The 23,673-nt window shown below is 72.3% G+C and carries 19 protein-coding genes; 11 read left to right on the top strand and 8 right to left on the bottom strand.

Features of this window, described 5'->3' with window-relative positions; all coding sequences use genetic code 11:
* Positions 1 to 16 precede the first annotated feature (16 nt).
* From K0V08_RS04110 to K0V08_RS04080, 7 genes are all read left to right on the top strand, one after another.
* Entirely contained in the window at positions 17 to 928 is a 912-nt protein-coding gene (locus K0V08_RS04110) for a sulfurtransferase (RefSeq protein WP_079533207.1), read from the top strand.
* On the top strand, positions 925 to 1,365 hold the full coding sequence (locus K0V08_RS04105) for a SufE family protein (RefSeq protein ID WP_079533204.1): 441 nt from the start codon (positions 925 to 927) through the stop codon (positions 1,363 to 1,365). The genes K0V08_RS04110 and K0V08_RS04105 overlap by 4 nt, the downstream gene beginning before the upstream one ends.
* Positions 1,362 to 2,108, top strand: a complete 747-nt coding sequence (locus tag K0V08_RS04100) for a dihydrofolate reductase family protein (protein WP_079533201.1) — start codon at positions 1,362 to 1,364, stop codon at positions 2,106 to 2,108. The genes K0V08_RS04105 and K0V08_RS04100 overlap by 4 nt, the downstream gene beginning before the upstream one ends.
* A 94-nt stretch (positions 2,109 to 2,202) precedes the next feature.
* Entirely contained in the window at positions 2,203 to 2,799 is a 597-nt protein-coding gene (locus K0V08_RS04095; protein ID WP_012038352.1) for a DUF3000 domain-containing protein, read from the top strand.
* Positions 2,796 to 4,286 carry a ribonuclease D gene (locus tag K0V08_RS04090; RefSeq protein WP_183130587.1) on the top strand — a complete coding sequence of 497 codons (1,491 nt, stop codon included), beginning with the start codon at positions 2,796 to 2,798 and terminating at the stop codon, positions 4,284 to 4,286. Before K0V08_RS04095 ends, K0V08_RS04090 begins: the two co-directional genes overlap by 4 nt.
* 143 nt (positions 4,287 to 4,429) lie before the next feature.
* Positions 4,430 to 5,566, top strand: coding sequence for a thiolase family protein (locus K0V08_RS04085; protein ID WP_228510690.1), 1,137 nt, complete (start codon positions 4,430 to 4,432; stop codon positions 5,564 to 5,566).
* Positions 5,563 to 7,692, top strand: coding sequence for a 3-hydroxyacyl-CoA dehydrogenase NAD-binding domain-containing protein (locus K0V08_RS04080; protein ID WP_079533198.1), 2,130 nt, complete (start codon positions 5,563 to 5,565; stop codon positions 7,690 to 7,692). The genes K0V08_RS04085 and K0V08_RS04080 overlap by 4 nt, the downstream gene beginning before the upstream one ends.
* A 64-nt stretch (positions 7,693 to 7,756) precedes the next feature.
* On the opposite strand, the gene dxs is transcribed toward K0V08_RS04080, so the two are convergent.
* From dxs to dut, 5 genes are all read right to left on the bottom strand, one after another.
* Entirely contained in the window at positions 7,757 to 9,709 is a 1,953-nt protein-coding gene (gene dxs / locus K0V08_RS04075; RefSeq protein ID WP_079533195.1) for a 1-deoxy-D-xylulose-5-phosphate synthase, read from the bottom strand.
* A 114-nt stretch (positions 9,710 to 9,823) separates the two neighbouring features.
* A complete protein-coding gene (gene acnA, locus K0V08_RS04070; protein WP_079533192.1) occupies positions 9,824 to 12,637 on the bottom strand; it encodes an aconitate hydratase AcnA in 2,814 nt (937 codons plus the stop codon).
* A gap of 235 nt (positions 12,638 to 12,872) precedes the next feature.
* Positions 12,873 to 13,601 carry a DUF3159 domain-containing protein gene (locus tag K0V08_RS04065; protein WP_227266372.1) on the bottom strand — a complete coding sequence of 243 codons (729 nt, stop codon included), beginning with the start codon at positions 13,599 to 13,601 and terminating at the stop codon, positions 12,873 to 12,875.
* Between the two features lie 65 nt (positions 13,602 to 13,666).
* On the bottom strand, positions 13,667 to 14,359 hold the full coding sequence (locus tag K0V08_RS04060) for a DUF3710 domain-containing protein (RefSeq protein WP_012038345.1): 693 nt from the start codon (positions 14,357 to 14,359) through the stop codon (positions 13,667 to 13,669).
* The gene (gene dut / locus K0V08_RS04055) at positions 14,356 to 14,826 is read right to left on the bottom strand and encodes a dUTP diphosphatase (RefSeq protein WP_079533189.1); all 471 of its coding nucleotides are present in this window, start codon (positions 14,824 to 14,826) and stop codon (positions 14,356 to 14,358) included. Before dut ends, K0V08_RS04060 begins: the two co-directional genes overlap by 4 nt.
* Before the next feature lie 38 nt (positions 14,827 to 14,864).
* Here dut and K0V08_RS04050 point away from each other — a divergent pair, with 38 nt between their 5' ends.
* Positions 14,865 to 15,314, top strand: coding sequence for a DUF3093 domain-containing protein (locus K0V08_RS04050; protein WP_012038343.1), 450 nt, complete (start codon positions 14,865 to 14,867; stop codon positions 15,312 to 15,314).
* Positions 15,315 to 15,361: 47 nt separating this feature from the next.
* On the opposite strand, the gene K0V08_RS04045 is transcribed toward K0V08_RS04050, so the two are convergent.
* Positions 15,362 to 15,655, bottom strand: coding sequence for a DUF4193 domain-containing protein (locus K0V08_RS04045; protein ID WP_012038342.1), 294 nt, complete (start codon positions 15,653 to 15,655; stop codon positions 15,362 to 15,364).
* A gap of 325 nt (positions 15,656 to 15,980) precedes the next feature.
* Between K0V08_RS04045 and sepH the strand changes: the two genes are divergently transcribed.
* On the top strand, positions 15,981 to 17,171 hold the full coding sequence (gene sepH, locus K0V08_RS04040; protein ID WP_079533186.1) for a septation protein SepH: 1,191 nt from the start codon (positions 15,981 to 15,983) through the stop codon (positions 17,169 to 17,171).
* Positions 17,172 to 17,226: 55 nt separating this feature from the next.
* On the opposite strand, the gene K0V08_RS04035 is transcribed toward sepH, so the two are convergent.
* Positions 17,227 to 18,366, bottom strand: coding sequence for an alkaline phosphatase family protein (locus K0V08_RS04035; RefSeq protein WP_079533184.1), 1,140 nt, complete (start codon positions 18,364 to 18,366; stop codon positions 17,227 to 17,229).
* A gap of 84 nt (positions 18,367 to 18,450) precedes the next feature.
* Between K0V08_RS04035 and K0V08_RS04030 the strand changes: the two genes are divergently transcribed.
* Entirely contained in the window at positions 18,451 to 20,997 is a 2,547-nt protein-coding gene (locus K0V08_RS04030) for a DNA gyrase/topoisomerase IV subunit A (protein ID WP_012038339.1), read from the top strand.
* A gap of 81 nt (positions 20,998 to 21,078) precedes the next feature.
* On the opposite strand, the gene K0V08_RS04025 is transcribed toward K0V08_RS04030, so the two are convergent.
* Complete coding sequence (locus K0V08_RS04025; protein WP_012038338.1) at positions 21,079 to 23,157, bottom strand: DNA gyrase/topoisomerase IV subunit B; 2,079 nt, start codon at positions 23,155 to 23,157, stop codon at positions 21,079 to 21,081.
* Positions 23,158 to 23,369: 212 nt separating this feature from the next.
* Here K0V08_RS04025 and K0V08_RS04020 point away from each other — a divergent pair, with 212 nt between their 5' ends.
* A complete protein-coding gene (locus tag K0V08_RS04020; protein ID WP_012038337.1) occupies positions 23,370 to 23,597 on the top strand; it encodes a DUF7455 domain-containing protein in 228 nt (75 codons plus the stop codon).
* Positions 23,598 to 23,673 lie beyond the last annotated feature (76 nt).

Genomic DNA, 23,673 nt, shown 5'->3' with positions numbered 1-23,673 from the left:
AGATCAGGAGAGCCCCATGGCCGTCGAGCCGGACACCACCCCCAGGTTCGCCGAGTACGCCCACCCGGAGCGACTCGTCAGCGGCGACTGGCTCCAGGAGCGCCTCGCAGACGGCGCCCTGACGCCCGGTCTGGTGGTCGTCGAGTCCGACGAGGACGTGCTGCTCTACGAGACCGGCCACATCCCCGGCGCGGTCAAGCTCGACTGGCACACCGACCTCAACGACCCCGTGCAGCGCGACTACGTCGACGGCGAGCGGTTCGCGCAGCTCATGTCCGAGCGCGGCATCGCGCGCGACAGCACGGTCGTCATCTACGGCGACAAGAGCAACTGGTGGGCCGCGTACGCCCTCTGGGTATTCACGCTGTTCGGGCACGAGGACGTGCGCCTGCTCGACGGCGGCCGCGACAAGTGGATCGCCGAGGGCCGCCCGACCACGACCGACCGGCCGGCGGTCACCCCCGTCGAGTACCCCGTCGTCGAGCGCCGCGACGAGGAGATCCGCGCGTTCAAGGACGACGTGCTCGCGCACCTCGGCAACCCGCTCATCGACGTCCGCAGCCCCGAGGAGTACACCGGCCAGCGCACGACCGCGCCGGCATACCCCGAGGAGGGCTCGCTCCGCGCCGGCCACATCCCCTCGTCGAAGAACGTCCCGTGGGCGAAGGCCGCGGCCGAGGACGGGTCCTTCAAGACGCGCGCCGAGCTCGACGCGGTCTACCGCGACGGTGCGGGCCTCGGCGACGGCGATGACGTGGTGGTGCTGTGCCGCATCGGCGAGCGCTCGAGCCACACGTGGTTCGTCCTGACGCACCTGCTGGGCTTCGAAGGCGTCCGCAACTACGACGGCTCCTGGACCGAGTGGGGCTCCGCCGTGCGCGTCCCCATCGTCCAGGGCGCCGAGCCCGGGGAGCTGCCCGCCCGATGACCGGCACGCCCGAGCTGCCCGCGGCGCTCGCCGAGATCCGCGACGACTTCCTCGCGCTGGAGCAGCGGGACCGGCTCCTCCTCCTGCTCGACTTCAGCAACGAGCTGCCCGAGCTGCCGGCACGGTACGCCGACCACCCGGACCTCCTCGAGCGCGTGGAGGAGTGCCAGTCGCCCGTGTTCATGTTCGTGGAGGTCGTGGACGGCGACGTGCACGTGCACGCGCAGGCGCCGGCCGAGGCCCCGACGAGCCGCGGGTTCGCGTCGATCCTCGCGCAGGGCCTCGACGGGCTCCCCGCCGACGTGGTGCTCGCCGTGCCCGACGACTACCCGTCCACCATCGGGCTCGACGCCGCCGTGTCGCCGCTGCGCATGCGCGGCATGACGGCCATGCTCGGGCGGGTCAAGCGGCAGGTGCGCGAGCGGCTCGCCGGATGAGGATCACGCGGGTCCTCCCCGTCGCCGGTCCGGCCGACGCTGCTTCCTCGCACGTGCTGGACGACGCCGGCACGAGGACGTGGCTGGAGGACCTCTACCGTCCGGGATCCGCCGACCACGTCCGCCTCAACTTCGTGGCGTCGGTCGACGGCAGCGTGGTCGGCGCCGACGGCACGTCCGACAGCCTGTCGAGCGTCGTCGACCGGCGGATCCTCGGCGTCATCCGCGAGCTCGCCGACGTCGTCCTCGTCGGCGCGGGCACGGTGCGCGCCGAGCGCTACGTCCTCCCCCGTCGGACGCCGCTGGCAGTCGCCACCTCGTCGGGCGACCTGGAGGGTCACCGCTTCGACCCGGACGCCGCGCAGGGCCGCCTCCTCGTGCTCTGCCCGCCGGAGGCGCGCGACCGCGCCGTCGCGACGCTCGACGGCGTGCCGGCGGAGATCGTGACCGTGCCCCTGGGCGCTGCGGCCGACGGGCGGATGTCCGGCGACGTCGTCGTCGACGCGCTCCGCGGACGCGGCCTGACGCACGTGGTGTGCGAGGGCGGGCCGGCGCTCGCCGCGTCCCTCGTCTCCGCGGGCCGGGTCGACGAGCTCTGCCTGACCACGTCGCCCGAGCTCGCGACGCCGCTGACGCCGCTCGTCCCGGCGGGCTCCGGCATCCACGCGCCGATGCGGCTCGACCAGCTGCTCGTCGACGACGACCACCGCACCTACGCGCGCTGGGCGATGCGGCGGGGCTGATCCCCTGATCGCGCGGTCATCGAGGGCGGCGCCCGCGCGTCGACGCCGCGGCGTGGCTCCCGGCGCGTCGACCGGCGGACCATAGTCTGCACACGTGGTAGAGACCCGTGACAGTGCCGAGGATCCACCCGAGTTCCGCGCGGCGCTGGACGCGCTGCGGCGCGCGACCACGAGGTCCGAGCTCGTGCTGACGGAGATCCCCTCGCCCTCGAGCAACCTGGCGCCGTACGCCGTGGCGCTCGCCGCGGACGTCTCGCCCTCGGGCCATGCCTCCGACTCGGAGCTCGGCACCGGCCGCTTCATCCTGCTGCACGACCCCGAGGAGCCGGAGGCGTGGGGCGGCGCCTTCCGCGTCGTCTGCTTCGCGCAGGCACCGCTCGAGACCGACATGGGGACGGATCCGTTCCTCGCCGACGTCGCCTGGTCATGGCTCGTCGACGGCCTGGCATCGCGCGGCGCCCGCTACTCCTCGCCCTCCGGGACCGCCACCCGGATCATCTCGACCGGCTACGGCGAGCTGGCCCGCCAGGGCAGCGGCGCCAAGATCGAGCTGCGCGCCTCGTGGACGCCGGCGGACGCCGACGTGACCGCCCATGTGGAAGGCTGGGGGGAACTACTGTGCATGCTCGCAGGGCTCCCTCCCGCGGGCGAAGGAGTGACACTGCTATCAGCGCGACGCACCCGGACGTGAACGCCCCGTCCGACACCCCCGACCCCGACGCGACCGGCGGCGATGCTCCCGTCCCGTCGACTCCCGCCGGCCTGAGCCGCCCGGCCATGGGCCCGTCCCTGTTCTCCGACGTGCCAGGATCAACCGCCACCGACGCGGTCGTCGCCCGGAGCCGGACGGGCACCCGGCGGACCGCGGCCGCCCCGGCGGCCCAGTCGGCGCCCGGCTCCGCGTCCGGCGACACGCCCGCCCTGGCGCGGGTCGCGGAGACCGACGCCCCCGCGCCCAAGCCCCTCCGTGAGGCCGCCGCGACAGGCGACCTCACCGTCATCGACACCCGGGAGGAGTACCTCCGCGCCGTCGAGGCGATCGCGGCCGGCACCGGTCCCATCGCGGTCGACGCCGAGCGCGCGTCGGGCTTCCGCTACAGCCAGCGTGCGTACCTCATCCAGGTGTTCCGCCGCGGGGCCGGCACGTTCCTCTTCGACCCGCCCGCGGTGGGCGGCTTCTCGGAGCTCGACGCCGTGATCCGCGACGTCGAGTGGGTGCTGCACGCCGCGAGCCAGGACCTCGCCTGCCTCCGCGAGGTGGGCCTCGACCCGCAGCGCATCTTCGACACCGAGCTCGCCTCGCGACTCCTCGGCCTGCCCCGCGTGGGCCTGGGCACGGTCGTGGAGGAGCTGCTCGGGATCCACCTGGCCAAGGAGCACTCGGCCGCCGACTGGTCGACCCGCCCGCTCCCCCGCGCCTGGCTCGTCTACGCCGCGCTCGACGTGGAGCTGCTCGTCGACGTGCGCGACGAGATCGCCCGCCGCCTCGAGGAGCAGGGCAAGACCGGCATCGCCGAGCAGGAGTTCGCCGCGACCATCGCCAAGGAGGCGAAGCCCGCGCGGGTGGAGCCGTGGCGTCGTCTGAGCGGCCTGCACGGGGTCCGCGGCGGACGCAACCTCGCGGTCGCGAAGGAGCTGTGGGAGGCCCGCGACGCCTACGCGCGCGAGGTCGACACGAGCCCCGGACGCCTCGTCCCCGACGGGTCGCTCGTCGCGGTCGCGCGCGTCCTGCCGCAGACCAAGCGCGACCTCGCCGCGGTGCGCGAGTTCTCGGGCCGCGCGAGCCGCAGCGAGATCGACCGCTGGTGGGCCGCCGTGGAGCGGGGCCTCGCCGCGACCGAGTTCCCGCAGCTGCGCGGCACGGGCGAGACCATGCCGCCGCCGAAGGCGTGGGCCGACAAGGACCCCGCCGCCGACCGCCGACTCAAGCGCGCCCGCGTCGCCGTCCAGGAGGTCGCGACCGCGATGGGCGTGCCGCAGGAGAACCTGCTCACGCCCGAGGTGCTGCGTCGCGTCGCGTGGACGCCGCCCGACGACCTCGCGCCCGAGGCCGTCGCGACGGCCCTCGAGTCCTGGGGTGCGCGCCCCTGGCAGGTCGAGGCGACGGCCGCTCCGGTGGCGGCGGCCTTTGTCGATGCCGGCCAAGCCGACGACGTGACCGACGACGGGGCCTCGTAGGAACAGTCAACGGATTCGGCTCCCGTCCGGCTTCTTCCTAGGGTGGGGGAAATCGATGCGAGGAGGCGTCAGTGGTCGAGAGAGCCGAAGTCCATTTCGTGGACGGGGTACGCACCCCGTTCGGACGAGCGGGTGAGAAGGGCATGTACTGGCGGACCCGCGCCGACGACCTGGTGGTCAAGGCCATGATCGGGTTGCTCGAGCGGAACCCGCAGGTGCCGAAGGACCGGATCGACGAGGTCGCCATCGCGGCCACGACCCAGACGGGCGACCAGGGCCTGACCCTGGGCCGCACGGCCGCGCTCCTGGCCGGCCTCCCGCGCTCGGTGCCCGGCTACGCCATCGACCGGATGTGCGCCGGCGCCATGACGAGCGTCACCGCCACCGCGGGCGGCATCGCGTTCGGCGCCTACGACCTCGCGATCGCGGGCGGCGTCGAGCACATGGGCCGCCACCCCATGGGCTTCGACGCGGACCCGAACCCGCGCTTCCTCGCCGAGCGCCTCGTGAGCCAGGACGCCCTCAACATGGGCAACACGGCCGAGCGGATCCACGACCGGTTCCCCGCGCTCACCCGCGAACGCGCCGACCGCTACGCGCTCGCGAGCCAGCAGAAGACCGCCCTCGCGTACGCGAACGGCGAGATCCAGCCGGACCTCGTGCCCGTCGCGACCCGCTCCGAGAGCGGCTGGGGGCTGGCGACGCGCGACGAGGCCATGCGCCCCGAGACGACGCTGGAGGGACTCGCCGGGCTCCGCACCCCGTTCCGCCCGCACGGCCGCGTCACGGCCGGCAACTCGTCGGGCCTCAACGACGGCGCCACGGCCGCCCTGCTCGCGAGCGGCGATGCCGTGAAGGAGCTCGGCCTCGCGCCGAAGATGACCCTGGTGTCCTTCGCGTTCGCAGGCGTCGAGCCCGAGATCATGGGCATCGGCCCCGTGCCGAGCACGGAGAAGGCGCTCCGCAAGGCCGGCCTCTCGATCGACGACATCGGGCTCTTCGAGCTCAACGAGGCGTTCGCCATCCAGGTGCTCAGCCTCCTCGACCACTTCGGCATCGACGACGACGACCCGCGCGTCAACGAGTACGGCGGCGCCATCGCCGTCGGCCATCCGCTCGCGTCCAGCGGCGTGCGGCTGATGAACCAGCTCGCGCGCCAGTTCGAGCAGCACCCCGAGGTCCGCTACGGCCTCACGGCGATGTGCGTCGGCCTCGGCCAGGGCGGCAGCGTCATCTGGGAGAACCCGCACTTCACCGGCAAGAGGAAGAGGACCAAGTGACCGACACCAGCCGCTTCCGGGAGCTCGTGGCGCTCGATCCCGACGAGGTCGTCACGCACTCGCTCGTCCGCGACGTGCCGCTGCCCTCCGGCGGCGTGCTCGCGCTCGTCACGCTCGACAACGGCCGCGACCACACGCGGCCCTCCACCCTCGGGCCGGCCACCCTCCTGGAGCTCGCGGACGCGCTCGACGGCCTCGCCGCCCGGGCGGCCGCCGGGGAGATCCGCGGCGTCGCGATCACCGGCAAGCCGTTCATCCTCGCCGCCGGCGCGGACCTCAGCAAGGTCGGCGAGATCCCCAGCCGCGAGGTCGGCCGCCAGATGGCGCAGCTCGGGCACGACACCCTGGGCCGCCTGCACCGCCTCGGCGTGCCGTCGTTCACCTTCATCAACGGGCTCGCGCTCGGCGGCGGGCTCGAGATCGGCCTGAACTCCGACTACCGCACGGTCGACGAGTCCGTGCCCGCCGTGGCGCTGCCCGAGGTCTTCCTCGGCATCATCCCCGGCTGGGGCGGGGCGTGGCTGCTGCCGAACCTCATCGGCATCGAGAACGCGCTCAAGGTGATCATCGAGAACCCGCTCAAGAACAACCGCACGATCAAGGCGGCCGACGTGATGGAGCTCGGCATCGCCGACGCGTCGTTCCCGTCCGCGTCGTTCCTCGAGCAGTCGATCCGCTGGGCCGACGGCGTCATCTCCGGCGCGGTCGAGGTGAAGCGCCCCAACGCTCCGGGCCGCCTCGAGCGCATCGCCAAGTGGGACATCGCCATCGGCATCGCGCGGAAGTCGCTCGAGCAGCGGATCGGCACGGTCGCCCAGTCGCCGTACCGCGCGCTCGACCTGCTGAAGGCGGCCAGGAACACGACGCGCGAGGAGGGCTTCGCCGCCGAGGACGAGGCCCTCGCGGACCTCATCTCGGGCGACCAGTTCCGCGCCAGCATCTACGCGTTCGACCTGGTGCAGAAGCGCGCGAAGCGGCCAGCGGGAGCGCCCGACAAGGCGCTCGCCCGCAAGGTCACCAAGGTCGGGGTCGTCGGCGCCGGCCTCATGGCGTCGCAGTTCGCCCTGCTGTTCGTGCGCAGGCTCCAGGTGCCCGTGGTCATCACGGACCTCGACCAGACACGCGTCGACGCGGGGGTCGCCGGCATCCATGGCGAGATCCGGAAGCTCGCCGAGAAGGGGCGCATCTCCCCCGACGAGGCCAACCGGCTGACGGCGCTCGTCACGGGCACGACCGACAAGGCCGACTTCGCCGACGCGGACTGGGTCATCGAGGCCGTGTTCGAGGAGCTGAGCGTGAAGCAGCAGGTGTTCGCCGAGATCGAGCAGCACGTCTCCGCGACGGCCATCCTGGCGACCAACACGTCGAGCCTGTCCGTCGAGCGCATCGGGGAGCGGCTCGCGAACCCGGAGCGCCTCGTCGGGTTCCACTTCTTCAACCCCGTGGCCGTGATGCCGCTCATCGAGGTCGTGCGCACGCCGCAGACGACGGACGAGACGCTCGCGACGGCGATGCAGGTCGCGAAGACGCTGAAGAAGAACGCCGTCATCACGCGGGACACGCCCGGCTTCGTGGTGAACCGGATCCTGGCCAAGGTGCTGGGCGAGGCCATGCACGCGGTGGACACGGGCACGCCCTTCGAGGTCGTCGACCGCTCGCTCGCCCCGTTCGGCCTGCCGATGACGCCGTTCGAGCTGCTCGAGCTCGTGGGACTCAAGGTGGGTGCGCACGTGCTCGACACGCACCACGCCGCGTTCCCCGACCGCTTCTTCGAGAGCCCCAACCTGCACCGGCTCGCCGAGCTCGGGCGGATCTACTCCCGCGACGCCAAGGGCCGCCCCACGGGATTCGACAAGGAGGCCGTCCGCATCGTGAAGGGCGGCACCGATCCGATGACCGGCGACGAGATCCGCGAGCGCGTCGAGACGGGCCTCGCGGACGAGGTGCACCGCATGCTCGAGGACGACGTGGTGCACGCGGCCGAGGACATCGACCTGTGCCTCATCCTCGGCGCCGGCTACCCGTTCCAGATGGGCGGCCTGACGCCGTACCTCGATCGCGTCGGGGCGAGCGATCGCGCCTTCGGCGACACGTTCCACCACCCGCCGATCCGCGGCGTGGAGTAGCACCGTCCGCGCATGAGGAGGGCCCGGCCGCATCGGCCGGGCCCTCCTCATGCGCGACGGGCGCTCAGGCCTGCTCGTCGTCCTCCGCGCGCATGGCGACGCGGTCGACGTCCTCGGGCAGCGGCCGGGCCGACGGCACCCGGCTCCCGAGCACCTGGGCGACGACGTCGCGCGCGATGTGCTGCGGGGTGAGCCCGACGCGCTCGAGGATCTCCGAGCGCGTGCCGTGGTCGAGGAACTCGTCCGGCAGGCCCAGCTCGGTCACGCCGGTGTCGATGCCCGCCTCGCGGAGGTCCTGGCGGATCCGAGTGCCGATGCCGCCGACCACCACGCCGTCCTCGATCGTCACGACGAGGCGGTGGCTGCCGCCGAGCTCGACGACGCTGCGCGGCACGGGCACGACCCAGCGGGGATCCACGACGGTCGCGCCGATGCCCTGCGCGGCGAGGCGCTCGGCGACCTCGATGCCCATGGCCGCCATCGGACCCACGGTGACGATGAGCACGTCCTGCGACGCCGACTCGTGCAGCACGTCGACCCCGTCGTCGAGACGGCGCAGCGCCTCTATCTCGTCCCCGACGTTGCCCTTGGAGAAGCGCACGACCGTGGGCCCGTCATCGACCTTGACCGCCTCGCCCAGCTCCTCGCGGAGACGCGTGGCGTCGCGCGGGGCGCTGAGGCGGATGTGGGGCACGATCTGCAGCAGCGCCAGGTCCCACATGCCGTGATGGCTCGGCCCGTCGGGACCGGTGACGCCCGCGCGATCGAGCACGAATGTCACGCCGGCACGGTGCAGCGCGACGTCCATGAGCACCTGGTCGAAGGCGCGGTTGACGAAGGTCGCGTAGAGGGCGACGACCGGGTGGAGGCCGCCGTAGGCGAGGCCCGCGGCGCTCGTCACGGCGTGCTGCTCGGCGATGCCCACGTCGTGCACGCGATCCGGGTGCTTCGCGGCGAACCTGTGCAGGCCCACCGGACGCAGCATCGCCGCGGTGATGCCGACGATGCGCGGGTCCTCGTCGGCGAGGGCCAGGATCTCGTCCGCGAAGACGCTCGTCCAGCTGACGGCCTGCGACGGGTCGATCGGCTCCCCCGTCTCCGGGTCGATCTGCCCGACGGCGTGGAACTGGTCGGCGACGTCCCGGCGCGCGGGCGCGTAGCCGCGGCCCTTCTCCGTGATCGCGTGCACGATGACGGGCGCACCGTAGTCGCGGGCCTGCTCGAGCGCCTCCTCCATCGCCTGCTGGTCGTGCCCGTCGATGGGCCCGAGGTACTTGATGTCGAGGTTGGAGTACAGCGCCTCGTTGTCGGTGACGCGCGTGAGGAACCCGTGCAGCCCGCCGCGGAGGCCGCGGTAGAGGCTGTCGCCCGGCGCACCGAAGACGCCGAACACGCGCTGGCTCGTCTCGTAGAGGCCCCGGTAGGTGCGGCGCGTGCGCACGGTGTTGAGGAAGCGCGCCATGCCGCCGATGGTCGGCGCGTAGGAGCGGCCATTGTCGTTGACGACGATGATGAGCTTCCGCGTGTTGTCGTCGGAGATGTTGTTGAGCGCCTCCCACGTCATGCCGCCCGTGAGGGCACCGTCGCCCACGACCGCGACCACGTGCCGGTCGGTCTGGCCGGTGATCTCGAACGCGCGCGAGATGCCGTCCGCCCAGCTCAGCGAGCTCGACGCGTGCGAGCTCTCGACGATGTCGTGCTCCGACTCCGCGCGCTGCGGGTAGCCGGCGAGGCCGCCCGACTCGCGGAGCCGGGAGAAGTCCTGCCGTCCCGTGAGCAGCTTGTGCACGTAGGACTGGTGGCCGGTGTCGAAGACGATGGGGTCCTTCGGCGAGTCGAAGACCCGGTGGATGGCGAGCGTCGTCTCGACGACGCCGAGGTTCGGCCCGAGGTGGCCGCCCGTCTTGGAGACCTCGGCGACGAGGAACTGCCGGATCTCGGTGGCGAGCTCGAGCATCTGCTCCCGGCTCAGCCGGTCGAGGTCCCGGGGTCCCGTGATCGTCTCGAGGATTCCCATGCTGACCGCCTTCCATCGGGCGCCATGTGCAGGCACCCGCCTCTTCGAGTGTACGCAGGGCCCTGCATGCACGAAGGAGGCCGGGCGTCGCCGCCCGGCCTCCTCAGGTCGCCGTTACGCGACCAGGCTGCGCAGCACGTACTGCAGGATGCCGCCGTTGCGGTAGTAGTCCGCCTCGCCGGGGGTGTCGATGCGGACGACCGCGTCGAACTCGACCGTCCCCTTGCCCGCGGGCGAGTCGGCCGTGGGTGCCGCGACGACGTGGACCGTGCGCGGCGTCGTGCCCGAGTTCAGCTCCTCGAGCCCGGTGATGCTGATCTCCTCGGTGCCGTCGAGCCCGAGCGACGCCCAGGTCTCGCCGGCCGGGAACTGCAGCGGGACGACGCCCATGCCGATGAGGTTGGAGCGGTGGATCCGCTCGAAGCTCTCGGTGATGACGGCCTTGACGCCCAGCAGGCTCGTGCCCTTGGCCGCCCAGTCGCGCGACGAGCCGGAGCCGTACTCCTTGCCGCCGAGGATCACGAGCGGGGTGCCCGCCGCCTGGTAGTTCTCCGACGCGTCGTAGATGAACGACTGCGGGCCGCCCTCCTGCGTGAAGTCGCGCGTGTAGCCGCCCTCGACGCCGTCGAGCAGCTGGTTGCGGAGGCGGATGTTCGCGAACGTGCCGCGGATCATGACCTCGTGGTTGCCGCGGCGCGATCCGTAGGAGTTGTAGTCCTTTCGGCCGACGCCGTGCTCGTCGAGGTAGCGGCCCGCGGGGCTGTCCGCCTTGATCGAGCCGGCCGGGCTGATGTGGTCGGTCGTGACCGAGTCGCCCAGCTTCGCGAGGACGCGGGCCCCCGCGATGTCCGAGACCGGCGTGATCTCCATGGTGAGGCCCTCGAAGTACGGGGGCTTCCGCACGTACGTGGACTCCGCGTCCCACTCGAACGTCGCGCCCGTGGGGGTGGGGAGCGAGCGCCAGCGCTCGTCGCCGTCGAAGACGCCGGCGTACTGGTGCGTGAACATGCCCGTGTCGATGGAGCTGTCGATCGTCGACTGGACCTCGTCCGCGTCCGGCCAGATGTCCTTGAGGAACACGTCGTTGCCCTCGGTGTCGGTGCCGAGCGCGTCGGAGTCGAAGTCGAAGTTCATCGACCCGGCCAGCGCGTACGCGATCACCAGCGGCGGGCTCGCGAGGTAGTTCATCTTCACGTCGGGGTTGATGCGGCCCTCGAAGTTCCGGTTGCCCGAGAGGACGGCGGTGACGGCGAGGTCGTTGTCCTGCACCGCGGTGGAGATCTCGTCGATCAGCGGGCCCGAGTTGCCGATGCAGGTGGTGCAGCCGTACCCGACCGTGTAGAAGCCGAGGTCCTCGAGGTACGTGGTGAGGCCGGACTTCTCGTAGTAGTCCGTGACGACCTTGGATCCGGGCGCCAGCGTGGTCTTCACCCACGGCTTGGCCTTGAGGCCCTTCTTGCTGGCGTTGCGGGCCAGCAGGCCGGCCGCGAGCATGACCGACGGGTTCGACGTGTTGGTGCACGAGGTGATGGCCGCGATGGCGACCGCGCCGTGGTCCAGCGTGAAGTCGCTGCCGTCCTCGAGGGTGACGTGCGTGGGCTTCGAGACCGAGGAGGGGCTCTGCGACGCGTGGTGGTGCTCGTGCGACGAGTGCTCGTCCTCCGGCTGCAGCTCGCCCGGGTCGGACGCGGGGAAGCTCATGGCCGTCGTGAGGTCGACGATGTCGTGGTCGACCTGCGCGTAGTCGTTGAGGTCGCGCTCGAACTGCGACTTCGCGTCGGTCAGCTCGATGCGGTCCTGCGGGCGCTTCGGGCCGGCGATGGACGGGACGACCGTGGAGAGGTCGAGCTCGAGGTACTCGCTGAACGCCGGCTCGACGTCCGCGTCGTGCCAGAGCCCCTGCTCCTTGGCATACGCCTCCACGAGCGCGACCTGCTCCTCGCTGCGGCCGGTGAGGCGCAGGTACTCGAGGGTGACGTCGTCGATGGGGAAGACGGCGGCGGTGGAGCCGAACTCGGGGCTCATGTTGCCGATGGTGGCGCGGTTGGCGAGCGGGACGGCGCCGACGCCGGTGCCGTAGAACTCGACGAACTTGCCGACGACGCCGTGCTTGCGCAGCATCTGCGTGATCGTGAGCACCACGTCTGTGGCGGTGACGCCCGTGGGGATCTCGCCGGAGAGCTTGAAGCCGACGACCTTGGGGATGAGCATCGACACGGGCTGGCCGAGCATGGCCGCCTCCGCCTCGATGCCGCCGACGCCCCAGCCCAGCACGCCCAGGCCGTTGACCATGGTGGTGTGCGAGTCGGTGCCGACGCAGGTGTCGGGGTAGGCCTGGAGGACGCCGCCCACCTCGCGCGTCATGGTGACGCGGGCGAGGTGCTCGATGTTGACCTGGTGGACGATGCCGGTGCCGGGCGGGACGACCTTGAAGTCCTCGAACGCCGTCTGGCCCCAGCGGAGGAACTGGTACCGCTCGCCGTTGCGCTCGTACTCGATGTCGACGTTGCGCTCGAGCGCGTCCTCGGAGCCGAAGAGGTCGGCGATGACCGAGTGGTCGATCACGAGCTCGGCGGGCGCCAGCGGGTTGATCTTCGTCGGGTCGCCGCCCAGCTCGCCGACCGCCTCCCGCATGGTGGCGAGGTCGACGATGCAGGGGACGCCGGTGAAGTCCTGCATCACGACGCGCGCGGGCGTGAACTGGATCTCGGTGTCGGGCTCGGAGTCCGGCGCCCAGTCGCCGAGGGCGCTGATCTGGCTGCCGGTGACGTTCTTGCCGTCCTCGGTGCGGAGGAGGTTCTCGAGCAGCACCTTGAGGCTGAACGGGAGACGCTCGTGGCCCGCCACGGTGTCGATGCGGTAGATCTCGTAGTCGGTGTCCCCGACGCGGAGTGTGTCCTTCGCGCCGAAGCTGTTGATTGCAGACACGTGGCCCTCTTCCCTCGCTGGATGGGCGCGGAAGTCGATTCCGCCCGTCATCCGATCTTGGTCGCCCGCCGCGGCCGGGTCCAGTAAGGCGACCCTGATCGGGCGCGCCGACGCGAGGCGGGACGGCGCCGATGTATCTCGACGTCGAGATGAATCTAGCATCGCGACGCCGTCCGGGACGCCGCGGCGCGCGGGATCGCGCGCGTCGCGGGCGACGGCGAGGAGGGGCGACGGTTCAGCCGGCGACCGGTGCCGTCGGGTCCTTCGCGTACACGGCGCGCACGAAGAGCCACGACAGGACGAGGAGCACGCCGTACAGGGGCGTGCCCATCACGAGGCGCGCGACGCCGAGCGCGTCGATCGCGTCGGCGAGGTAGAGCGGGAGCTGCACCGCGAGGCGGAGCGCGAAGAAGCCGACCCACACGAGGGTGAGCAGGCGGAGCGCCCTGGCCTTCCTGCGGTCCTGCCGCCAGGCCGTGCCGTCGCCCATGAGGAAGCCGACGGCCACCCCGACGAGCGGCCAGCCGACCACGACGGAGACCAGGAGCACGGCGAAGTAGGCGCCGTTGGTCCAGAGCCCGAGCGCGTAGAAGTCGCGGCCCTCCCCCGAGCGGAGCGCCAGGAACGCGGAGATGACGATGCCGACGAGGCCGCCCACGGCGGGCGCGACGGGCGACCGCTGCACGAGGCGGGCCACGACGGCCACGACCGCGACGGCGACCGGCACCGCGACGGAGAGCACGACGTCGCGCGTGATCGTGAATGCCACGAGGAAGAGGAGCCCGGGGACGATCGCCTCGAGGACGCCGCGGACGCCGCCCATCGCGGTGAGCAGGGCCGAGGCCGTCATCGTCTCGCCGCGCGCCGCCTGCCCGAGGCCCGCGCGCTCCGCGGCCTGGGCCATGCTCGCGCCGATCGCCTCACCAGGCGCGGACGCGGATGCGGCCGGGGCGTCGTCGGTCACGGACGCGTCGTCCCCCGACGCCGGGCGCTGGGGATCCCGCTCGAGCGGACCCTCGCCCGACACGGTCAGGAGCCCAGCGCGGGTGCCGGGCTCTCGCCGGCCGGAGCCGCGCCCGGGGTGGTGCCGACCTGGGCGGCCGGCATCTTGAGCGGGATGAGGTCGCGCGGCGGCATGGGCGAGGATCCGCGCACGACGACGACGCTGCGGAACAGGTCTTCGACGGCGGCAGCGGCCTCGGGATCCGTCACGGCGCGGCCGGTGATGACGCCGCGCAGGAACCAGCGCGGGCCGTCGACCCCGATGAAGCGCGCGTCCCGGGTGCTGGCCGCGGGCTGGCCCGGCTGCTGCACGACGGGGATGACGGCGTGGAGCTCGGGGCCGAACGGGCCGTCGGCGAGGCGCGTGGTGCCGCCCTGCCGCTGGATCTGCTCCCCGATCGTCGTGCGGATCTCGTGCCACAGGCCGCTCGAGCGCGGCGCCGCGAACGGCTGCACCTGGAGGCTGGACTCGGCGAAGTCGAGGCCGATGGCGACGACCTGCTGCGTGCCCTCGGCGACCTCGAGGCGGAGGTGGAGGCCCTCGCGCGGCAGGATCTTGATCCCGCCGAGGTCGACGTAGGGACGGACGGGGTTGGCCTCGGTCTCGTCGAGAGGCCCTTCGTCGGCCCGGTCGTCGGGCGCGGACTTGGCGTCCAGGGCGTGCTCGGCGTCGTCCGCGAGGGCGGCGTCGTCCGGCTGGTTCGCGTTCACGTCGGTCATGTTCGGTCTCCTGGGTCTCGGGCGGGGAGGGCGCCGGTCCCCGTGGAGCCGAAGCCCCCCGCGCCGCGGTGGCTCCCGGGCAGCTTCTCGACGGGCACGAAGCGCACCCGGCTGACCGGCATGACGACGACCTGCGCGATGCGGTCGCCGACCGCGACATCGTACGCGGCGTCGGCGTCGGTGTTGAGGAGGGTGACGCGGATCTCCCCGCGGTATCCGGCGTCGACGGTGCCGGGCGCGTTCACGATCGTGATGCCGTGGCGCGCGGCCAGGCCGCTCCGGGGCAGCACGAACGCGGCGTACCCGTCCGGGAGGGCGATCGAGACGCCCGTGCCGACGGTGGCGCGCCGGCCCGGTTCGAGGCGGACGGCCTCCGCGGCCGTGAGGTCGGCACCGGCGTCACCGGGATGCGCGTAGGCCGGGATCGGGGCGTCGCCCGCGATGAGGACGTCGACGGGATCGGGCACGGTCCGAGGCTAGTGCAGGAATCTGATCGAATAGGCGCATGCCCGCATCCCCCTACAGCGAGCGGCTGTGGCCGGCTCCCTGGCTCTTCGTCGCCACCGCCCTGGTCATCCCCGCGAGCCTGCTCGTGTTCCTCCCCATCAGCGTCATCGCCGGGGTGATCGTCGCGATCGTGCTGTACGCGGGCGTCGTCGCCACGCTCGTGCTCACCAGCCCGGTCATCGAGGTGGTGGACGGGCGGCTGCGGGCCGGCCGCGCGTCCATCGACGTCGTCCAGCTCGGCGAGCCCGAGGGGTTCCGGGGCGCTCAGGCGACGGCCGAGCGCGGCACGCGCCTCCACGCGCGGGCGTACCTCGTCATCCGCGGGTGGGTGGATCCGGTGGTCAAGGTGCCGCTCCTGGACGCGGCGGACCCGGCCCCCTACTGGCTGCTGTCCACGCGCACCCCGGAACGACTGATCGCCGCGATCCGGGGATCGCGGCGATCATGACGTCCGGTCAGGCGCGGGGCCTGTAGGGGCTCTCGCCCGGCGTCGCCCTAGGCGGCGCACTCCTGGCAGATGGGCCCGAGCTTCTCCTGGTGGTCGATCTGCGAGCGGTGCTTCACGAGGAAGCAGCTCACGCAGGTGAACTCGTCCGCCTGGGGCGGGAGCACCACCGTCTCGAGCTCGAGGTCGGAGAGGTCGGCTCCGGCGAGGTCGAAGCTCCCGGGGTTGTCGGCATCGTCGACGTCCACGACCCCGGACATGCGGTCCGGGACGCGCTCCTTCAGAGCCTCGATCGAGTCGGAGTCGTCCTCCGTCTTGCGCGGGGCGTCGTAATCAGTTGCCATTCCTGTCCACTTCTCGAATAACCGCCGAACGGAATCGGCGGGCATAGTTTGCATGAATCGCATCCGGATAGCAAACCGTCCTGAGGCCCCTGTCGGGGCTCCTGATCGGCGGTTTGGATGCGGGGAGCCGGCCCGTCCCCGGGCCGCGGATGCGGACTCACACGGTACACCGTTCGCGCACGAACGACCTGCGCTCGGGGCCCGCGATCTCGCCTTCCGGCGCTCTCGTCGGACCCAAGTCGCGGCGCGCCACGCGTATTCCCCGGAAGAGGGGCCGAGTCGTGCGATCGTGAATCGTCCAGTGAGCGCGAGAGGCGTGGAACCCATGCAGGATCTGAAAATCGTCGGAGTCGAGGACGGCGCCCTCGTCGTCGAGGCCGCAGGCGGTGAACGGCACCGTCTCGTGATGGACGACTCCTTCCGCTCCGCGCTGCGCCGGCAGTCCGCCGACGGCGGTGCGACGCGCAAGGCCGCGCCGCGCATCATCCAGTCCTTCATCCGCCAGGGCATGAGCGCCGAGGACGTCGCACGGGAGACCGGCGCGTCCGTGGAGTACGTGCGCAAGTTCGAGGGGCCCGTCGTCGCCGAGCGCGAGCACGTCGTGCGCAGCGCGATGAAGGTGCCCGTGCACACCGCCATCGAGGTCGATCCGATGGGCCAGGGGACGCTGTTCGGGCAGGTCATCGAGGAGCGCCTCGAGTCGCTCGGCGCGCAGGAGGTGCGCTGGAGCAGCTGGAAGGAGCAGCTCGGCGGTTGGGTCGTGAAGGTCGCCTTCACGAGCGAGGAGATCGAGCACGACGCGCGCTGGTCCTACGACGCCAAGAAGCACGCGCTCTCCCCCGCCAACAACGAGGCGATCACGCTCTCGCAGCAGGGCGAGATCCGCGGTGCCCTCATCCCCCGGCTCCGGGCGCTGCCGCCCGAGGCCGCGGACACGCACGAGGAGGCCGGCGTCACCCGCTTCGACAGCGGGGCGTTCCGCCTGCCCGAGCCGACCGCGTCCAGCACGCAGGACACCGCTCCCCAGCCGTGGGAGGCGCCGCGCCGCGATGAGGGGGCGTCCGTCTCGCACCTCGGGCGGCAGGGCAACCACCCCGCCGGCAGCCAGCAGCCTGCGCGCGTCGCGCAGGTCGAGCTGAACGAGACCGCCGACCTCCTCGAGGCCCTCCGCCGCCGCCGGGGCGAGCGCGAGTCCGTGCCGCGCGTGGACGAGGGCGACGATCAGGTCGAGGACGCTCCCGCTCCCGTCGCCCGGCGCGAGGAGCCGCTGTCCCGCCCGCGCGGCGGCCAGCGCTCCGTGCCGCCGCTGCGGTCCGCGGTGATCCCCGGCATCGGCCGCGTCGACACGGGCCGCGACCGCCCGCGCGACGAGGACGAGGACGAGGGCCTGCGCGCGCCCGGCACCGGCGAGGCCCGCGGATCCGGGAAGCCGTCCGGCCGACGCGGGCGGACGGCGATGCCGAGCTGGGACGAGATCGTGTTCGGCGCGCGCAGCGACGACGACCACCTGGCCTGATCCCGCCCGTCGTCCGACGGGTCGCCCCGGAGGCGGCCCGCGGTCATCGGGTGGGTCAGCCGCGGGCGAAGGCTCCGGCGCGGATGAGGGGCACCAGCCGCTCCTCGTCGGAGAAGGACCCGTGCTGTCCGATCATGCGACGGGCGCCCTGGTCCCGCGGTCGGCCGTCGTAGTACGCGATGAGCGAGCGCGTCGCGACGACCACGTCGCCGATGCGCGCCGCCACGTCGTCCCGGACCGGCCCGTACCAGTCGGCGGCCATCGCCTCCGAGCGCGTCGCGACATGGGCGCGCGTCCCCTCCGACGCGCGCCACGCGTCGGCGAGGGCGTCGGCGTCCGTGCCCGGCTCGAGGTGCAGGTGCAGGCAGCGCGGCTCCCCCGCGACGTGCCGCACGCCCGCGACCAGCTCCGGCACCCGGTCGAACAGCACCTGGGATCCTGCGGGCACGTCGACGATGCCGTGGTCGGCCGTGATGAGCGCGCCCTCCCGGGAGCCGAGGCGGTCGAGGAACGGACCCGCCGCCTGGTCGAGCTCCTCGAGGAGGCGGAGCCAGCGGTCCGACTCCCAGCCGTGCGAGTGGGCGGCCTGGTCGAGCTCGGGCACGTAGAGGTAGACGAGCGCGCGCGGCTCCCTGTCCATGAGCGCTCGCGTGGTCGCGAAGCGGTCCGCGATCGACTCGGCCGCGACGTAGGTCGCCCCGCGCAGCGCCGCGCGCGAGAAGCCCGACCCGGCGTAGCGGGCGGATGCGACCACGAAGGCGGGGATGCCCACGGAGACCGCGCGCTCGAACGCGGTCGGGACGGGCTGCCACTCCTCGGGCACGCTCCGGGTGTCCCATCCGGACAGCAGCTTGAGGACACGGTCGTGCGCGGGATCGAGCGCGCTGTACCCGACGAGACCGTGCTCGCCCGCGCGGACGCCGGTGGTGAGCGAGGTGATGCTGGCGGCGGTCGTGGTCGGGAACCCCACGTCGACGACGTCCTTCTTCCGCCAGCCCTGCACCAGGTGCCGGGCGTGCCCGGCCCGGGCTCGGAGTGCCGCGGAGCCGAGCCCGTCGACGAGGACGACCACGGCCCGGTCGACGGCAGGGAGGCCGGCTTCGGACTCCTCCCCCGCGAGGGCGGCGAGGCAGCCGGGCATGACCGCGGTGAGGCTCATCCGGCTGGATCCGGGCGCCGGTAGCATGGGGGCCATCCGGCCCAGTCTGCCACAGCAGCCCGGCGCGCATCCGCGTCACGACGCCGATCGACGCAGCGCCGATCCCGACCCAGAGAGTCCATGAGTCCCTCCACCACGAACACCACGCCCGACGAGCCCGCCGAGCGGATCGAGGACGTCGACGTCTCCACCGAGATGGAGAACTCGTTCCTCGAGTACGCGTACTCGGTCATCTACTCCCGGGCCCTGCCCGACGCGCGCGACGGCCTCAAGCCCGTGCAGCGCCGCATCCTGTACCAGATGAGCGAGATGGGCCTCCGCCCCGACCGCGGCCACGTGAAGTCGGCCCGCGTCACGGGCGAGGTGATGGGCAAGCTCCACCCCCACGGCGACTCCGCCATCTACGACGCGATGGTGCGCATGGCGCAGTCGTTCACGCTGCGGGTGCCGCTCATCGACGGGCACGGCAACTTCGGATCGCTCGACGACGGTCCGGCAGCCCCCCGCTACACGGAGGCCCGGCTCGCCGCGTCCGCGCTCGCGATGGTCGAGGGCCTCGACGAGGACGTCGTCGACTTCGTACCGAACTACGACAACGCGTTCATGCAGCCGGCCGTGCTCCCCGCGGCCTTCCCGAACCTGCTCGTCAACGGCGCGAGCGGCATCGCGGTCGGCATGGCGACGAACATGGTGCCGCACAACCTCATCGAGGTCGTGGGCGCCGCACGTCACCTCATCGACCACCCGGACGCCTCGCTCGACGACCTCATGTCGTTCGTCCCGGGTCCGGATCTCCCCACGGGCGGCACGATCATCGGCCTGTCGGGCGTCAAGGACGCGTACCTCACCGGCCGCGGCAGCTTCAAGACCCGCGCGCGCGTCTCCGTCGAGAGCCTCACGCCGCGGAAGTCGGGGCTCGTCGTCACCGAGCTGCCGTACCTCGTCGGCCCCGAGAAGGTCATCGAGAAGATCAAGGACGGCGTCCAGAACAAGAAGCTCTCGGGCATCACGAACGTCACCGACCTCACGGACCGGACGCACGGGCTGCGGCTCGTGATCGAGATCAAGACGGGCTTCAACCCCGAGGCGGTGCTCGAGCAGCTGTACCGATACACGCCGCTCGAGGACGGCTTCAGCGTCAACAACGTCGCGCTCGTCGACGGCAGCCCGCAGACGCTCGGGCTGAAGGAGCTGCTGCAGGTCTACGTGGCGCACCGGCTCGAGGTGGTCACGCGCCGCACGCGCTACCGGCTCGCCCGCCGGCAGGAGCGGCTGCACCTCGTGCTCGGGCTGTTGATCGCGATCCTCGACATCGACGAGGTGATCCAGGTCATCCGCGGCAGCGACGATACCGAGCAGGCGCGCGCCCGCCTCATGGACGTCTTCGACCTCTCGACGCTGCAGGCCGACTACATCCTGGAGCTCCGCCTCCGCCGGCTCACGCGGTTCAGCCGCATCGAGCTCGAGGAGGAGCGGGACAGGCTGCAGGCCGAGATCGCCGAGCTCGAGGCGATCCTCGCCGATCCCCGCCGGCTCCGGGCCCTCGTCTCGACCGAGCTGCAGGAGGTCGCCGACCGCTTCGGCACGCCGCGCCGCACCCTGCTCACCGAGGCCGCGCCGAGCGTCGCCGGGGCGTCGAGCCGCCGGGCCGCGCCCGTGCTCGAGATCGCGGACGTGCCCTGCCGGGTGCTCCTGTCGACGACGGGTCGCGCCGTGCGCGTCGACCTGCCGACGGACGCGCCGGGCACGCCCCTGCAGACGGTCCGCCGCAGTTCCCACGACGCCGTCCTCACGGCCATCGAGACCACGAGCCGCACGCGCATCGGCGCGATCACGAACACCGGCCGGCTCATCACGATGACGCCCGTCGACCTCCCCGTCGTCCCGGTCGCGAGCGTGCAGCTGGGCGCCGGCGTCCGGATCCGCGACTACCTGGGTCTCGCCGACAGGAAGGAGCGCGTCGTCGCGCTCGTGGCGCTCGGCACGGACGAGGCCATCGCGCTCGGCACGCGCCAGGGCGTCGTCAAGCGCATCGCCCCGTCGGCCCTGCCCGCGAAGCCCGAGTTCGAGGTCATCGCGCTGAAGAAGGGCGACGAGGTCGTCGGCGCGCGGCAGGGCGCGGAGACGGACGAGCTCGTCTTCGTCACCAGCGAGGCGCAGCTGCTGCACTTCCCCGCGGTGTCCGTGCGACCCCAGGGGATCCAGGCGGGCGGCGTCGCCGGCGTCAACCTCGGCGCCGGCGCGCGCGTGCTGTTCTTCTCCTCCGTCGCGCCCGAGGGCGCCGAGGTCGTCACGATCTCGGCGTCGTCCGCCACCATCGCGGGCGTGGATCCCGGGCGCGCCAAGGTGTCCGCGTTCGGCGACTTCCCGCGCAAGGGCCGTGCCACGGGAGGGGTGCGCGCGCACGCCTACCTCAAGGGCGAGGACCACCTCGCCCTCGCCTGGGTCGGCCCCGGGCCCGCCCTCGCGGTCGGGTCGGCCGGCGAGGTCAGGCAGCTGCCGCCCACGGGCATGAAGCGCGACGGATCGGGCATCCCGCTCGAGAAGGCCATCGGGAGCGTCGGCCAGGCGGTCACCCCGGCCGATGCGCCGGACGCCGCGTCCGGCGCCGCCGCGGGCATCGTCGAGCCGTCCGCCGAGGACGGCTCGGCTCCGCTCGAGACGTAGGCGCATCGGTGCCACGCACGCGGACGGCCGCGGACCCGTGGGGTCCGCGGCCGTCCGCGCATCCGGCTCGCAGCCGGTGGATCACACGTCGATCCGGTCCCGTACGGATCCGGCGCCGTCGATGATGAACTCCTTGCGGGGCGCGACGTCGTTGCCCATGAGCAGCTCGAACATGCGCGTGGCGGCCTCGGCGTCGTCGACGCGCACGCGCCGCAGCGTGCGGTTGCGGCGGTCCATCGTGGTGGTCGCGAGCTGGTCGGCGTCCATCTCGCCCAGGCCCTTGTATCGCTGGATGGGGTCCTGGTAGCGCTTGCCCTGCCGCTTCGCCTGGGCGAGCACGGCCGCGAGCTCGCGCTCCGAGTACGTGTAGATCACGTCGTTGGGCTTCGAGCCCGGGTTCATCACCACGACGCGGTGCAGCGGCGGCACGGCGGCGAACACGCGGCCCTCGTCGATCATCGGCCGCATGTAGCGGAAGAAGAGCGTGAGCAGCAGCGTGCGGATGTGGGCGCCGTCGACGTCGGCGTCGCTCATGATGATGATCTTCCCGTAGCGCGCCGCCGACAGGTCGAACGTGCGCCCGGATCCCGCACCCAGCACCTGGATGATCGAGGCGCACTCGGTGTTGGAGAGCATGTCGGGCAGCGACGCCTTCTGGACGTTGAGGATCTTGCCGCGGATGGGCAGCAGCGCCTGGTACTCGCTGTCGCGCGCGAGCTTCGCCGTCCCGAGGGCGGAGTCGCCCTCCACGATGAACAGCTCGCTGTTGGCGACGTCGTTCGACCGGCAGTCGACGAGCTTCGCAGGCAGCGACGAGCTCTCGAGGGCGTTCTTCCGCCGCTGCGTCTCCTTGTGCGTGCGGGCCGAGATGCGCGACTTCATCTCGCCGACGACCTTCTCGAGGAGCACGGCGGTCTGCGCCTTGTCCTCGCGCCGGGTCGACGCGAACCGCTCGGCCATGGCCTTCTGCACGACCTGCGACACGATGGCGCGCACGGCCGGCGTGCCCAGCACCTCCTTCGTCTGGCCCTCGAACTGCGGCTCGGGGAAGCGGACCGTGAGCACGGCGGTGAGACCGGCGAGCACGTCGTCCTTCTCGAGCTTGTCGGTGCCGACCTTGAGCTTCCGCGCGTTGGCCTCGACCTGCGCGCGCACGAACTTGAGGAGGCCCGCCTCGAAGCCCGCCTGGTGGGTGCCGCCCTTGGGCGTCGCGATGATGTTGACGAACGACTTGAACCGGGTGTCGTAGCCCGTGCCCCAGCGGAGCGCGATGTCGACGGCGCACTCGCGCGTGAGCTCCGTCGGGACCATGGCGCCGCCGGCGGTGAGGACGGGCACGGTCTCGGTGAACGTGCCGGATCCCTCGAGCCGCCACGTGTCCGTCAGCGGCGCGTCGACCGCGAGGTGGTCCACGAACTCGGCGATGCCCCCGTCGAAGCGGAAGGACTCGCGCACGGGCTGCTCGCCGCGGAGGTCCTCGATGTCGATGCTGAGCCCGGGCACGAGGAAGGCGGTCTGGCGCGCGCGGCCGAGGAGCTCCTCGGTGAGGAAGGACGCTCCGCGGGTGAAGATCTGCCGGTCGGCCCAGTAGCGGATCCGCGTACCGGTGACGCCCTTGCGCACCTTGCCCACGACCCGCAGCTCGCTGCCGGACGTGAACGGGCGGAACGGAGCGTCGGGGCTCGCCTCCCCCTCGTCCTCGAAGATGCCCGGCTCGCCGCGCCGGAACGACATGGCGTGCGTCTTGCCGCCGCGATCCACCTCGACGTCGAGGCGCTCCGACAGCGCGTTCACGACGGAAGCGCCCACGCCGTGCAGTCCGCCCGATGACGCGTAGGAGCCGGATCCGAACTTGCCGCCCGCGTGCAGCTTGGTGAAGACGACCTCGACGCCGGAGAGCCCGGTCTTCGGCTCGATGTCGACCGGCACGCCCCGTGCGGTGTCGCGCACCTCGACGCTGCCGTCGGGGTGGAGCCGTACGTCGATGCGGTCGCCGTGGCCGCCGAGCGCCTCGTCGACGCTGTTGTCGATGATCTCCCAGAGGCAGTGCATGAGGCCGCGCGAGTCGGTGGATCCGATGTACATGCCGGGCCGCTTGCGCACCGCCTCGAGGCCCTCGAGGACGGAGAGATGGCGGGCGGAATAATTGGATGCTGCCACGTGCTGTCCTCCATGTACGTCCGGCATTCGCCGGACGCGAGCCGCATCGATCTTAACCGCCGCCCGCCGCCTCCCCCTCCGAATCGCCGTCCCCCGCACCGCGCCCTACGCGCAGAGCGAAACAGGCGCCCGCGGTCGGGTCGACTGCCGGGAGCTCGTGGTCTACTTGATCCATTCGGCTCGACCAGACCCGACCCGGAGGGGAGCATCACATGACACCGACCGCGACCGAGCGTCCCGTGGACGAGCTCGACAACCACCAGCTCACCGCCAACGACCGCTGCGACAGCTGCGGAGCCCAGGCGTACATCCGCGTCGAGGTGAACAGCAGCGAGCTCCTCTTCTGCGCCCACCACGGCAAGAAGTACCAGGAGAAGCTGTCGGCCATCGCCACGAGCTGGCACGACGAGTCGAGCCGCCTGCTCGACGAGCGCGCCTAGGACGACCAGCGCCGATCACATCGGCGGACGACGGAGGGCGCATCCCCGTGGGGATGCGCCCTTCGTCATGTGCGGA

Origin of the sequence: Clavibacter michiganensis, from assembly GCF_021216655.1 — a bacterium.
Classification (GTDB): Bacteria; Actinomycetota; Actinomycetes; order Actinomycetales; family Microbacteriaceae; genus Clavibacter; species Clavibacter michiganensis.
The sequence above is the reverse complement of the archived record's forward strand: the minus strand, read 5'-3'. Positions and strand labels throughout refer to the sequence as shown.